The sequence below is a fragment of the Rhizobium sp. RU36D genome (assembly GCF_900176345.1).
In the GTDB taxonomy this organism is placed as follows: Bacteria; Pseudomonadota; Alphaproteobacteria; order Rhizobiales; family Rhizobiaceae; genus Allorhizobium.
The window spans coordinates 501,086-514,878 of sequence record NZ_FWXU01000001.1 but is presented as its reverse complement, the minus strand read 5'-3'; the positions used below and the strand labels follow the sequence as shown (position 1 = coordinate 514,878).

Genomic DNA, 13,793 nt, shown 5'->3' with positions numbered 1-13,793 from the left:
CGCTGTGTCGGCTATTGCGGATTGAGGGACAACATCTTTTTTTGGGCCGATTGATCCAAGGGCGCTGCACCCACGTAACGGCAATCATGACAGCGACCATTCACACACCGGCATCCACATGCCACAATGCGATAACAGTGATCGCGCAGCCCCGTGGCCGCACGAAGAAAAGCGTCGGGAGCGTGCTTGTCCGGATGAATGTTGCGGCCAAGAATTATGACATTGAAGATTTGCCTGCATTGCTAGCAGCCGTTGGAACCAACCGGGACGTGGATGCCTTCGAGGCGCTGTTCCGTTATTTCGCCCCGCGCATCCGCAGCTATATGGCGCGTCAGGTCCGCGACCGGCAGGCGGCGGAGGAACTGATGCAGGAAACCATGATGATGGTTTGGAACAAGGCGGGGCTGTTTGATCCGACCAAGGGCAATGCCGAGGCCTGGATCTTCACCATCGCACGAAACCTTCGCATTTCCGCTTATCGAAAGATGAAGCGACCGGAATTCGACCCTAACGACCCTGCTTTCGTGCCGGACGATGAAATGCCCGCCGACCACGAATATGAACAGAAGCAGGAAGCTGAACGTTTACACAAGGCCATGAAGAAACTTCCACCCGAGCAACTTGAATTGCTGAAACACTCGTTCTTCGACGAGACGCCGCATAGCGCGATCGCCGAATCCCTGGGGATTCCCCTGGGCACTGTTAAGTCCCGTATCCGAATGGCCTTTGCCAAGCTGCGTGTAGCCCTGGAGGACCGCTCATGAGTGTCGTCCACCATCTTAGTGATGATCTTCTACTGGAATATGCCTCCGGCAGCCTCGCAGAGGGCTGGAGCATCGCGGTCGCGTCTCATCTGGCGCTTTGCCCCAGCTGTCGCAAACGGCTTGCGCTTATGGAGCAGGCTGGCGGCGAAATGCTGCGGTCCATCTCTTGCGACGAAGTCGAGACAGATGACGCCTGGAGCAACATGAAGGCCCGGTTGGGTGCATCGGATAAGACGGGTATGCGGATTTCCACGCCATCACCGCGTGCTGCGCCTGCGACGAGTGCCGTTTTGCCGGAGCCGCTCAGGTCCTATCTTGGAAGCGACGTGGATGGATTGAAATGGAAGCCGCTTGGTCGTGGTGCCTACCACATTCCGATCCGCGTCGGCGATGGCGAGACGAGCGTGCGACTGCTTCGGATCCCCGCGGGCAAGCCGGTGCCGGAACATAGCCATGGCGGCCGTGAACTGACGCTTGTTCTGGCCGGAAGCTTTTCCGATGAAACCGGACGCTTTGCGCGCGGTGATATCGAGGACGCCGACGAGACGCTGGAGCATCAGCCGATTGCCGACGAGGGTGAGGACTGCATCTGCCTCGCCGTAACGGATGCGCCGCTGAAGTTCCGCAGCTGGTTCGTGCGCATGGTTCAGCCGGTGCTCGGAATTTGAAAATGGCCACGCGCCGGGAGTGAAACATGCAGACCTATATCGTCGCCTATCTCTCGACCGCGGTGGTGTTTTTCGGCCTTGATTTCGTGTGGTTGTCCAAGGTGGCAACCACATTCTACCGGTCGCGCATCGGCGACCTGATGCTCGACCAGCCCAATTTCATGGCGGCCGGGCTGTTTTATCTCTTCTATATCTTCGGCATCGTCTATTTTGCCGTCGTCCCTGCGGTGCAGGGCGGAACGTGGCTGAGCGCCGCTATCGCGGGTGCCCTGCTGGGCCTGATCGCCTACGGCACCTATGACATGACCAACCTCGCCACGCTCAAGAACTGGTCGGTTTCGGTGAGCGTGGTCGACATGCTCTGGGGTACGGTGCTGACCGGTGTTGCGGCGACGGTTGGCTATTTGGTGACCGTGCGTATGCAGGGCTGATCATCAACTCGCGGGCATCGGGACGCTGACCCGCGGGCTTGAGGCTGCGGGTGCTTTTGCCGAACTCACGTTGCCGTCGGGCATCGAGATAGTGGCAGTAGAAGCTGCGTTGACCGCCAGTGGACGCGTGACGATGTTCTGCTCGACGTCGTCCCGTCTCTCTGGCGTCACGTCATTTAGTTCCTCATCGACACCGGCGCGAACCGATCTTGGCTCTGTCGGGGCTGCGAAGCGCAGCGCGGCGAGCGTTGCCGCGTCGAGTGGTTTAACGCTCAGGCCCCGCATCAAGGCCGCCAGGTTTTCTGCGGACACGCCGGCTCTGCATAGCCGCAGGCGAATGCTGGCGCCGTGAGAGCTGCCGATCGGTGAGCTGCTACCGCCATCGATCACCTGCCATGCATAGACGCACTGACCGCCCGCCGTGTTGCCCGATGCATATCCAAAGACGCCATAGGCATTGTCGTTCATCGTATTGCTGATGGTCATGGCGATGCCGGGTAATGCCTTGTTCATCTCGGACTGGAGCTCGCCGCGGCTTGGTGCCTGGCGAAACCGCCTGCTGTTCCCAGATGCGACCTCGATTGTCAGCACGTCTTCTCCCGCGACGGCCAGGGGATTGGCGAAGACGATGGTCTGGCGCGTCGCGTCGGGATCGATGGTCTGCCGAACCGCCAGTACCGTGCCGGCGCCAGGCACGGAGGCGAGCGCGAGATGGGCACCGACTTCGCGGCTGCCACTGAGGGCGGCGGCGGTCATGGGGCTGGTTGATCCGGTCAGGAACGGATCCTGGACGGATGTGCAGCCGGTGACGGGCGCCAGGGCAGCCAAGGCAAGCAAAGTGAGGATACAGGATCGCATCGGGCTGCTCCTCAGTTGCCGTTGATGATCGCCAATGCCTGGCGGTTGGCATTGTCGCTTACCAGCATGTTGAGCCGGGTGAAGATGGCGCGGGCCTCTGCCCGATGCCCGAGATGGTAGTGGGCCCAGCCGCGCATGCGCGACATGTCCATGGGCTCCTGAACCAGTTGCAGCCGCAGATTAAGCGCGTTCAGCACCTGCTGGTACTGCTTGGAATCGAAGGCTGAGCGCGCGCGCTGCCAATAGATTTCACTGCGGATTTCCTTGTCGCGAGCTGCTGACAGCGGGTATCTGGCGAGCAGGGCTTCGGCCTCGTCCGTCAGCCGCGTGCGCATCAGGGTCAAGGCCATGCCGTAGGCGGCGTCCTGGCTCGTCTTGCCACCTGCATCCAGGGCGGCGCCGAATGCGGTCCGCGCCTCCGCGAGGTGGCTGAGCTCCAGATGGCACCAGCCCTTGATCAGTTGCGCGCCGGCCGTCAGCCTTCCACGTGCTTCCTGCTTGCGCAGGCCCATGATGCAATCGCCGTAACGCTTGGCCCTGAAATCGGCGACATAGCCGGCGTCCACGCCGCTTACCGGTGCCGCAACGCCGGAGCCCTTGTTTCCCTTCGGCGGGACGACCGACTTCAGATCGGCAAAGGCCTCCGGGAACTGGCCCGCGAAGTCCCGGCGCAGGTTTTCGAGCGTTGCCTTGTCCTTGAGTTGCATGGCCGAAAGGGCCAGGCCTTTCAGGCTGGAGGCCTGTTGTTTCCATTCCCAGGATTTGCCAAACCAGGCGGAGGCGGCCTCAAACTGGTGGCCGTTATAGGCATACCAGCCCAGGATTTCTGCGTGTTCCGGGGATTGAGCGCGCTGGATGGCCGTGGAATAGGCCTCGACGACCGCAGGCGCGATCGCCGCTTCGCCGGGCTGTGTGAAACCGGCTGACAGCGCATCCAGCATGAAATCGCTGTCGTCAGCGAGGGTGGCAAGGTTGGCCGTGACCAGGTCGCGCGCCTCAGGCTCCCGCTTGTCCTGTTTCAGGCTGAGGAACAGGCCCTTGATGCTCTCGGCCTCCCGCTGGCGGTCCATGGCCCGGCGAAACCAGGTCTCGGCCTCTGCCGGCCGGCCGATCTTAAGCGTATACCAGCCAAGCAGCTTCATGTCGGTGACATCAGCCGTCCGCCGCAGCGGATCAACGGTGGCGGCTGGCAGCGGATCGGTGCGCTCCGTGGACGCGTTGAAGGCGGCGACGTCACGGCGCAGCAGGTTGCGCTTTAGTGCCTCGACCTTTTCCGACATCTCGGCTGGCAGGTTGAGAGCCGCAAGCGCGGCGCGGACCTCGTCAGCGGGAAAGTCTTCGACAGCTTTTTCCAGTGTCGTCAGCCGCTCGCCCGGAGCAAAGGCATTGGCAGCATCGCGGTAGAGAATGCCCTGATAGATGCGTGCCAGGTCATCCGTGCGCTGCAAGCCCCTCGCTGCGTCAACCATCATCCACAGAAGGTCGATTTCGGGCTCTTGCTTCGCATCGATGTCCTTGGCGGCGAGCAGGAGACCATCCCAATCCTTGCGCTCGAAGGCTTCGGTCATCGCCTGCCGTTGTTTGGCTCTCGCAAGCTTGGTCGCAAAGTCTTCCGTCGGCACCCAACCTGGATTCTGGGCAGACATGCGTTCGATCTCGGCTTCGATACCGGCGAAATCATTCAGCTTGTAGAGGTTCCATAGCGGCGTTTCATCGACGACGTGGCGATCCGCGGGCTCGTAGAGATCGCCTGGGGTCACAAAGCCTGGATATTTTGCCTGGAGCCGCAGCGTTTCGGCTTGCACGCGGTCCGTGCTGCCCTCGCTGGCATAGTAATAGAGCGCAGCCAAATCCACCAGGTCAGGCCCGGAAGGCTTGGCATCGCTTACCGCGGACGGCGGTTGTTGTGCGTCAGCAGGTGGCGCCAGCACCAGTGCTACGGGCATGGGCGATAGGCTGTCCGCCCGGGCGGATGGCAGGGCGAGAATGGGTGTAGCAGCCACGAGCGCTGCCAGGCTGCAGGACGCCGCGAGGCGGCGCAGGAAGATCAGATCAGTCATCGCTATTGGTCCTTACGCCGTTGCGCGGCACCGCATATCCCAACCACAGTCCGAACAGCCCAAGGCAGCCGACGACGAGCGCGACATAGATGCCGAAGTGATCGGAGAGCCAGGCTGCGGCCAGGCGGCGCAAATTGGAGAAGCTGGTGTCGGTGATTTCCACGACCTGATAGTCGGCGGTGGCGGTGATCACCACCTCGTCGGTGGACCGACGCAACAGGGCGCTTCCCCCGTTCAGGGAGGCCCAGACGGTCGGGTTTGTCAGCCTGTCGACTCCGGCCTGCAGGTCGCCGGTGCTTGGCGCTTCGATCACCGTCCAGGTGCCGTCGCCCAGCGGCGCCCGCTGCTGCTTCATCTCGATCAGCACGTCGCCGCGGTTCAGGCTTGCGGCGGGGTCCACGCCTTCCTGGTAGCTTAGCCAGCGTCCGATGGCCGGCAAGGGCTTGGCCAGGAGGTTGAGCAGGCGTGTCTTGAGCGAAAGATGCTCCTCGGTCAGCGCCGTGCTGGCCTCGAAGGCTTGCAGAAGTGCGTCAGATCCTGTGCTGGCAACCTGGAGGGTGCCAGTGTCCGGGGCTTCGATCGCCGAGGTGAACAGCGGATCGACGCCGCCGGTTGCGTCCTCGGCCTTGCTCGCCATCGGCGTGGTGCCGGTGGCCTTGAGGATCAGCGCGTCGCGGTCGGGATCGACGGCGCCTTTGCCAAGCCGCAACGTCGCGTCAAGCGGCTTGCGGGCGGAGAGCGACAGCTTGGTGACCAGCGTCAATGCCGAAGACAGCGATGCGGGATCGGCCTTGTCAAGAACGACGTCGAAGGCCTTGCCCTGATTGAACGGGTAGGCGGCACCCGCGAGCGCTGCGAGATCGGGCATGCGGCCGATATGCGCAACCTTCGGCACTTCGATTTCCGTATCGTCCAGCAGGATGAAGCGCGGCTTGCTCTCGTCACGGGTGTCGGGTGCGCAGCTTGCGTCGCTTGCCGTTGGCAGCTCGGCCAATAGCTCCACGCGGTTGACGCCGGCATGGAAGGCCCGCAATGGCAGTTCGATGCGCTTGCCGTCGAACTTCTGTCCCTCGCTGCCGCGGAAACGATAGCTGCTCACGGCACGGTCGTTGACCCTGACCAGGAATTGCGCTTCCGGCGCCAGACCGGGGGCGGTGGCCGCCGTCAGGTGGACATTGATGGTGTCATAGTCGCCCGGATAGAAGTCCGCCGGCATTTCGAGCTTGAAATCGGTGCGAGACAGGCGGCCGTGGAAAGGGGCAGTCCTGTAGCCCGCCTCGCGCAGTGTGAAGCGGGTCGGCTGGCCGGCAATGATCGTGCCGGCGGGTGGTGTCAGCAAGCCCTGTTGCAGGCCCATCCGCATGGGGCCATTGACGGCCGTCACCAGCGCTGCCTGAAGGGCGGCGGGGTTGCCGCCGCGCATGACCACCGTGGCGCGACCTGAAATATCGCCGTTGCGCACCGACAAGCCCGCGGGAGCGGCCGCCAGGATCTGCTGGGCGCGCGCGGTCTGCGGATAGGTGCCGGTGTCGCCGAAAACGAGGTCGATGCCCGCGGTCTCGCCGGGGCGGTCGGCGACGGTGACCTTGATATCCTGGCGGTTGAGGAACAGCGCCAGCGCCTCGATCGTCTTCAAGCTGTCGCGTGCAATCGCAAGCCGATCGCCCTCGGGAGCTATCAGCCTGATTTCGGTAATGCCGTCGCTGTTTCGGCCGACGGCCAAAAGGTCGTCCACGCTGGAGAAGCCCGCGCGCGCCTGGGATACGAAACCGCTGTCTGCCGGATCAAGCCGGGTCCAGAGTTCGTAGACGGCTTCTGCCGAGCAATCGACGCGGTGGTGCTGGCGCGCCCGCAGCCGCACCGTGTTTCTGCCCGGAATGAGCGCTTCCGCCGCGACGAGCAAGGTCTCCGGATGGTAGCCCTGGGGGGAGCGGATGGCGAAGGAGCCGAGATTGCGTCCGTTGATTTCCACGTCCATGATCGCGTCATCGGGCATGACGGACACGGCATTCTGGTAGGCGAGACGGAGTGTCCCTCCGGCCTTTGCCTCGGCCTCCGTCAGGTGGAAGGTGAGGATGCGTGTGTCGTCCTCACCCGTCAGCGTCAGGTCGCCGGTTGCCTGTTCGAAGGGCACGAGACCCGAGGGCTGGCCGGCGACGGGAGAAGCCGGTGGCGCCAGCTGCGCGGGGTTCGCAAGCCTTGCGGAGGGTGCCAGCGTCAATGTCTGGGCACAGGTGGTCGATGCGGCCAACAACAGAAGGCCGGTCAGCGTTGCCGTAGAGGATTTACGCATAGTTGGGCGTTCCGAACAGGGTGAGGTGGTTGCCGCTGGTATCGGGAGCTTGATCGGCCCGTTCAGCGAGGATCATCGGCGCATCGGCGAAGGACTTGACCGTCTGCTCCCGCACCAGGCCGCTGGCATATTGCATGGAGCGGAAGGTCTCGGTGATCGTCCAGCGGGCGAAGCGTAGCGTGCCGAGGAAGAAATTCAGCGGCTTCTGACGGCGCGTCAGGCGTTCCTGGAGCACGGACTGGTCGGAATACATCAGTTCCGCGATCACCATGAAGGTTTTCGGGTTGCGCTTGGCATAGGCAAAGCCGAAGACCTGTTCGCCATCCCGCTTGCGGGTGCTGCGATAGACCACATCGAAGGTCATGACCTGGCCGTTGCGGCGCAGTTCGACGCTGGCCTCGAACGGTTCTGCCGTATCCAGCTCCGGCTTGCCGTCGATGAACTGGATGGAAACACCGCCGCTGGAGGCATCCTGGATCAGGACGGTGTGGACCTTGCCGGCATGGCGCATCAGGGCGTGGCGCTTGACGGGCAGGCGCTGGTTGCGGCGGCGTTCGCGACGCTCGGAGACCACGCCCAGGGCGGCGCCGGCAATGCCGAGATTGATGGTGTTCCAGGCCGCGACAATCAACAGCAGTTCCGATGCCATCGGCTCGGTGAAGTAGCGCCAAATGGCATAACCGGTCGCAGCCAGCAGAAGGAAGAAGATGGCGAAGTAAGGCCGCGCCAGAGGCGAGAGCTTGCTTTCGTCCAGCGTCTGGCCCTTGGCGGTGACGTTGAAGGTCGGCTTGCGCGGGTTGCGCACGACGCTAAAGATCGAGCCGAGCAGCAGCACCGATTGGACATATTCATAGAGTTCGGAAATCCAGGGCCAGCGCACGCGACCATAAAGATAGCTCTGCATGGCGAAGGAGGAGATCAGGTAGGTCGCCGTGTAGGCGCCGAACTCCATGATGTTCGCCTGGAAGATTTCCAGCGAGAAGAAGATGTAGAGCAGCGGCGCGAACATGAAGGTGAGCCGCGTCAGCGGGAACAGCCAGAACAGGTTCGTGCCGGCATAGCAGATGCGCTGTGCCATCGTCAGGCCGCGGGCCAGGAACGGGCGGTTGAGGATGAGGATCTGCAGCATGCCCTGGCTCCAGCGGGCGCGCTGGCCGATGAAGGACACGAAGGTTTCCGGCTGCAGGCCCGCAATCAAGGGCTTGTCGACATAGAGGCTGTGCCAGCCGCGGCTATGCAGCGACAATGCCGTCTCGCAATCCTCGGTAATCGACTGGCCGGAAAAACCCTGGGTTTCCAGAAGGGCTTCGCGACGCAGCACGGCCGCCGAACCGCAGAAGAAGGAGGCGTCCCATTTGTCGAGACCGCGCTGGACGATGGAATAGAACATCTCGTTTTCCGACGGCATGGTCGCAAAGGTCTCGAGGTTCTTTTCCAGCGGATCGGGGTTCAGGAAGAAATGCGGCGTCTGGACGAGGAACAGCCGCTCATCCCTGCGGAAGAAGCCAACCGTTTCGTTGAGGAATTCCCGCACCGGCGCATGATCGGCGTCGAAGACAACGATCAATTCGCCTGAAGAGATTTCCATGCCGGCATTGAGATTGCCGGCCTTGGCGTGGGTGTTCTCGGCACGCGCGTGGTAGCGCACGTCAAGCGCCTCGCAGAGCGCGGTCAATTGCTGGCGACGGCGCCGGGCCGCAAGCGCGGTCAGCGGATCCTTGTGGTTGCACTTGGCATCCGTGCCGCCGTCATCGAGCAGATAGACCTGGAACTTGTCCTTCGGATAGTTCATCGACTTGGCGGCGGCTAGCGTCAGCGCCAGAAGCTCGGCGTCCTCGTTATAGCTCGGAACGAAGACGTCGACGGTCGGGCACTTCTCGGCGGGCATGCGCTCGGGCGTCTTGCGCTTGACCGGATCGGCGACGATGAAGAAGCTGATGGCCAGCATCAGCAGGCAATACATCTCCGCCCCGTACAAGACGATGCCGGGAATGAAATTCAGCGGTTCGGAAAAGTTCGGCAATGTTTCGGTCGTGCGCCAGAAGGCGTAGCGCAGGGCCAGGATTGCGGCAAAGACGAAGGTCATCAACCTCAGCGTCTTGTTCTCGGGGCGCCGCATGAAAAGAAACATCATGCCGAGAACGGTCACGCTCAATACGATCTGGGCTTGCTGGCTGAGCGGCAGCCATAGCAAAAACAAGCCGAATACGCCCGCAATGATTGCAGGCAATTTTGCGCACTTCATGTGCCCCAATCCCCATTTTTCACCACCCCGCCACATCATGTGCGGAGGTTCCATTTCGGAACATGGCCTTTAGGCTAGGGTTTGAAATCTCAACGAATCCCTAATTTGAGGCGCTGCGGAAAAAGGCGATAGATGGTTGGTTAAGGCGCCATTAATTGCTTAGATCTGGTGCGTCGAACGGATCAAGAATGCCCCAAAACGGGGCGAAACCAGTGGCTGCTCTTGTATTAGCAAATATGGGGATGGCCTTGGCGACCCTCGCTTTGCGGGTTCAAGATATTACCACCGGCTTAACGCACCAAAAAAGGTCCGCCCTTGCGGACGGACCTTCTCCAAATTCAAAAACCTGGAAGGGGCGTTTAGGACGCGACCTTGACGGTCTTTCCTTCCTTCGCAGCCCGGATGGCGGCATCCGCAAGAGCGAGCGCAATGAGCCCGTCTTCCGCCGAGGGCGCCATCGGCGTGCCGTTTTCCAGGCTGTCGATGAAGGCAGAGATTTCGGCGGCATAGGCCGAGGTGTAGCGCGTCATGAAGAAGTCGTGCAGGGGCGGCCTGGTATAGCCATCCTTGGTCGCCACCTCGATCGAAACCGGGCGTTGGTTCTCGGCTGCGACAGAGCCAAGCGACCCGTGAACCTCGATCCGCTGGTCATAGCCATAGGAAGCGCGGCGGGAGTTTGAGATCACCGCCTGGCGGCCGCTCTTGGTCGTCAGGATCAGGCTTGCGCTGTCGTAGTCGCCCAGTTCGCCGATGACAGGATCGACCAGCACCGATGCGGAGGCCATGACCGTGTCGATCTCCTCGCCGAGAAGGAAGCGCGCCATGTCGAAATCGTGGATCGTCATGTCACGGAAAATGCCGCCGGAGACCTTGATGTATTCGGCCGGGGGCGGACCGGGATCGCGGCTGGTGATGGTCACCATCTCGACCTTGCCGATGGTGCCATCATCAATGGCTTTGCGCACGGCGCGGAAATGCGGGTCGAAGCGACGGTTGAAACCCAGCATGACCTTGCCGCCGACCGAGCGGACGACTTCCAGGCAGGCCTTGGCCCTGGCGACATCGAGGTCGATCGGTTTTTCGCAGAAGATCGCCTTGCCGGCGCGGGCAAAGCGCTCGATCAGGTCCGCATGGGTGTTCGTCGGGGTGCAGATGATGACCGCATCGATATCCTTGTCGGCTTCGATCTCGTCGATCGTCTTTACCGCGCAGCCGGTCTGGGCGGCGATGGCATTGGCGGCCTCGGGAAAGGCATCTGCCACGGCCACCAGCTTGGCGCGCTTGTCTTCGGCAATCGCCTTGGCATGTACCTTGCCGATGCGTCCGGCGCCCAGCAGGGCGAGTTTCGTTACCATCTTGTTTTCCTCCCTCGTCCACGCCCTATTGTGCGAGCGGGATCGCCTCTAGCTCGAGAGATTCGGCGTGCACGAGTGCGTCGTCGAAATCTTCGTTTGGAATGTATATTCTATTTTGCTAGATTGCGATATCGTTTATGTCAATAGACTATTGACCTCAGGAGCGGCAACCGGTTTGCATCGGGAATTGCATTAAAACAAAGGGATAGGGCATTTGGGGCAAACCTGGATGCTCAAGATATCCTCGGAAGGAACGACATGGGAGATACGGGCGCGCCGGCCACGATCAAGGCATTTGAGGAGAGGCTGCTGGAGGTGTCGGAGGGCCTGCCAAAACGGCTCCGCCAATGCGCAGATTTCGTCGCCGCGAACAAGGACCGGATTGCCGTTTCGACGGTTGCGGAAATGGCCGAAGGTGCTGGCGTGCAGCCGTCCGCCTTCATGCGGTTCTGCCAGATTCTCGGCTTTACCGGCTTTTCCGAGATGCAGAAGCTGTTCCGCGAATCCTTTGTCGGCGGCTGGCCGGACTACAGCACGCGTCTGCATCACCTGCGTGAAAAGGCGGAGGGAAGCCCCAGCGCGCTTCTGGCGGAATTCGTCGAGGCAGGTCGCACCTCCCTGGAGGGCCTGCTCAAGACGGTAGAGCCGCAGGCGCTGGAACAGGCAGTGCAGTTGCTGGCCAAGGCGCAGATGATCCATATCATCGGCATGCGCCGCTCCTTCCCAGTGGCCAGCTACATGGCCTATGCGTTTGAGAAGATGAACGTTCCGGCCATGCTGCACAGCGCGGTCGGCAAGCTCGACAATCACCACGCGATCCGTCCCGGCGATGTCCTGCTGGCGATTACCTTCTCGCCCTATTCGGCAGAGACCGTCGACCTAGTGGAATCGGTTTCGGCGCGGAATATCCCGGTCGTTGCCGTGACCGATACGATTGTCAGTCCGCTGCGGAAATTCAATGCCGTGACGCTCTCCGTGTCCGAGGTGGATTTTGGAGCCTTCCGTTCCTTGTCCGCGACCCTCTGTCTTGCCATCACCCTGTCGGTCGCCGTTGGAACGGCCCGGCAAGAAGACTGAATATTTGTATTGAAAAATGCAAAAATAGAATTTAAAGTCCAATAACAAGAGGAAGAGGTGTTCATCCCCTGGGAGAGAGCGCCCGGAGCAGAAGCGGCGTCGTCAGCACTGATGTCGGCAGGGAGGTAGTCTTGTCATCACTCGACCTGATCACGATCGGCCGATCGTCTGTGGATCTTTATGGCGCGCAGGTCGGCGGGCGCCTTGAAGACATGGCCTCGTTCAACAAGTATATCGGCGGCTCCCCCACCAATATCGCTGCCGGCACGGCGCGGCTTGGCCTTCGCTCGGGCTTGCTGACGCGGGTGGGCGACGAGCATATGGGGCGCTTCATTCGCGAACAACTCATCCGCGAGGGCGTCGATATCAGGGGCGTCAAGACCGACCCGGAGCGGCTGACCGCCCTGGTTCTGCTTGGCATCCGCGATCAGCATCAGTTCCCGCTGATCTTCTATCGCGAGAACTGCGCCGACATGGCGCTGTGCGAAGACGATATCGATCCGGCCTACATCGCGGAAGCCCGGTGCGTCTGCGCGACGGGCACGCATCTGTCGCATCCGCGCACGGAAGCGGCTGTTCTGAAGGCCTTGAACCTGGCCCGCAGGAACGGTGCCAAGACCGCGCTCGACATCGACTATCGCCCCAATCTCTGGGGGCTTGCCGGACATGGCGCAGGGGAAAGCCGGTTCATCGAAAGCCAGGCCGTGACCGCGAAGTTGCAAGCCACACTTCACCTGTTCGACCTGATCGTCGGCACGGAAGAGGAATTCCACATTGCCGGCGGTTCTACCGATACCATCGAGGCGCTGAAGGCTGTTCGCAAGGTGTCGAAGGCCACGCTGGTCTGCAAGCGCGGGCCGATGGGTGCCGTGGTGTTTGACGGCGAGATCGCCGACAGTCTCGACAAAGGCCAGACGGGGCAGGGCTTCCCGATCGAGGTTTTCAACGTACTGGGTGCCGGCGACGGCTTCATGTCAGGGCTGCTCAAGGGATGGCTGACCGGTGAGGACTGGCCGACATCGCTGAAATACGCCAATGCCTGCGGTGCCTTTGCTGTGTCCCGTCATGGCTGCACCCCGGCTTATCCCAGCTGGGAAGAGCTGCAATATTTCTTCCGTACCGGCATTCGCAATCCCGCCCTGCGCAAGGACGAGGCCTTGGAGCAGGTGCATTGGTCGACCAATCGCAAGGTTGAGTGGCCGCAAATGCGGGTCTTTGCCTTTGATCACCGCATGCAGCTCGAAGCGATCGCCGAGGAAGCGGGGGTGCCGACGGAACGGATCGGCGCGTTCAAGCGGCTCTGCCTGAAGGCGGCCCTTACGGTTTCCGGCGGCAAGTCGGGTTATGGCATCCTGTGCGACGGCCGCCTGGGCCGCGATGCCTTGTTCGAGGCCACGGGCACGGGGCTCTGGATCGGCCGGCCGGTCGAGTGGCCGGGCTCCCGTCCTTTGACGCTGGAGCCGGAACTTGGCCCCGATTTTGGCGGCCTTTCGGAGTGGCCGGTCGAAAACGTCGTCAAGGTTCTCTGTTTCTATCATCCTGATGACAGCGAGGAGATGCGGACCGGACAGGAGGAGACGGTCAAGCGACTGTTTGCCGCCGCACGCCGCAACCGGCTGGAAATGCTGCTGGAGGTCATTCCCTCCAAGGTATCGGCGACCGACGACCAAACGGTTGCCCGCATCATCGATCGGTTTTACCAGATCGGGGTCTATCCCGACTGGTGGAAGCTGGAGCCGATGAAATCCGAGGCGTCCTGGGCCAATGCCTGTGCGGCCATCAAGAAGCACGATCCCTATGTGCGCGGCATCGTTGTTCTCGGGCTTGATGCGCCGACGGCGGAGTTGGAGGAGAGCTTTGCGACCGCCGCCCGGTTCGACCTGGTCAAGGGATTTGCCGTCGGCCGCACCATTTTTGGCGATGCCGCCCGCCGATGGCTTGCCGGCGCCATGACCGATGAGGCGGCCGTGGCCGCCATGGCGGAAAAGTATCGCGGGCTTTGCGAGACATGGGACCGCGCCCGTTCGGGGAGGAATTGACGC

The 13,793-nt window shown here is 61.9% G+C and carries 10 protein-coding genes; 5 read left to right on the top strand and 5 right to left on the bottom strand.

The window, feature by feature from the left end; all coding sequences use genetic code 11:
* Positions 1-86 precede the first annotated feature (86 nt).
* The 3 genes from B9A97_RS02475 to B9A97_RS02465 are packed head-to-tail and all read left to right on the top strand — an operon-like array spanning position 87 to position 1,863.
* The gene (locus B9A97_RS02475; protein WP_348532387.1) at positions 87-764 is read left to right on the top strand and encodes a sigma-70 family RNA polymerase sigma factor; all 678 of its coding nucleotides are present in this window, start codon (positions 87-89) and stop codon (positions 762-764) included.
* The gene (locus B9A97_RS02470; RefSeq protein ID WP_084363371.1) at positions 761-1,432 is read left to right on the top strand and encodes a ChrR family anti-sigma-E factor; all 672 of its coding nucleotides are present in this window, start codon (positions 761-763) and stop codon (positions 1,430-1,432) included. The genes B9A97_RS02475 and B9A97_RS02470 overlap by 4 nt, the downstream gene beginning before the upstream one ends.
* 26 nt (positions 1,433-1,458) lie before the next feature.
* Entirely contained in the window at positions 1,459-1,863 is a 405-nt protein-coding gene (locus B9A97_RS02465; RefSeq protein WP_084363370.1) for a DUF2177 family protein, read from the top strand.
* 3 nt (positions 1,864-1,866) lie between these two features.
* Here the strand turns inward: B9A97_RS02465 and bcsN are convergent, their stop codons facing one another.
* The 5 genes from bcsN to iolG form a co-directional block, all read right to left on the bottom strand.
* Positions 1,867-2,721 carry a cellulose biosynthesis protein BcsN gene (gene bcsN / locus B9A97_RS02460; RefSeq protein ID WP_084363369.1) on the bottom strand — a complete coding sequence of 285 codons (855 nt, stop codon included), beginning with the start codon at positions 2,719-2,721 and terminating at the stop codon, positions 1,867-1,869.
* 11 nt (positions 2,722-2,732) lie between these two features.
* Entirely contained in the window at positions 2,733-4,781 is a 2,049-nt protein-coding gene (locus B9A97_RS02455) for a hypothetical protein (protein ID WP_084363368.1), read from the bottom strand.
* The gene (locus B9A97_RS02450; RefSeq protein ID WP_084363367.1) at positions 4,774-7,074 is read right to left on the bottom strand and encodes a cellulose biosynthesis cyclic di-GMP-binding regulatory protein BcsB; all 2,301 of its coding nucleotides are present in this window, start codon (positions 7,072-7,074) and stop codon (positions 4,774-4,776) included. The genes B9A97_RS02455 and B9A97_RS02450 overlap by 8 nt, the downstream gene beginning before the upstream one ends.
* Positions 7,067-9,319, bottom strand: coding sequence for a UDP-forming cellulose synthase catalytic subunit (bcsA, locus tag B9A97_RS02445; protein ID WP_084363366.1), 2,253 nt, complete (start codon positions 9,317-9,319; stop codon positions 7,067-7,069). Before bcsA ends, B9A97_RS02450 begins: the two co-directional genes overlap by 8 nt.
* A 359-nt stretch (positions 9,320-9,678) precedes the next feature.
* A complete protein-coding gene (gene iolG, locus B9A97_RS02440) occupies positions 9,679-10,674 on the bottom strand; it encodes an inositol 2-dehydrogenase (protein ID WP_084363365.1) in 996 nt (331 codons plus the stop codon).
* Between the two features lie 258 nt (positions 10,675-10,932).
* Here iolG and B9A97_RS02435 point away from each other — a divergent pair, with 258 nt between their 5' ends.
* Together B9A97_RS02435 and iolC are read left to right on the top strand one after the other, a co-directional pair.
* A complete protein-coding gene (locus B9A97_RS02435) occupies positions 10,933-11,751 on the top strand; it encodes a MurR/RpiR family transcriptional regulator (protein ID WP_084363364.1) in 819 nt (272 codons plus the stop codon).
* Between the two features lie 131 nt (positions 11,752-11,882).
* A complete protein-coding gene (iolC, locus tag B9A97_RS02430) occupies positions 11,883-13,790 on the top strand; it encodes a bifunctional 5-dehydro-2-deoxygluconokinase/5-dehydro-2-deoxyphosphogluconate aldolase (RefSeq protein WP_084363363.1) in 1,908 nt (635 codons plus the stop codon).
* Positions 13,791-13,793: the final 3 nt, after the last annotated feature.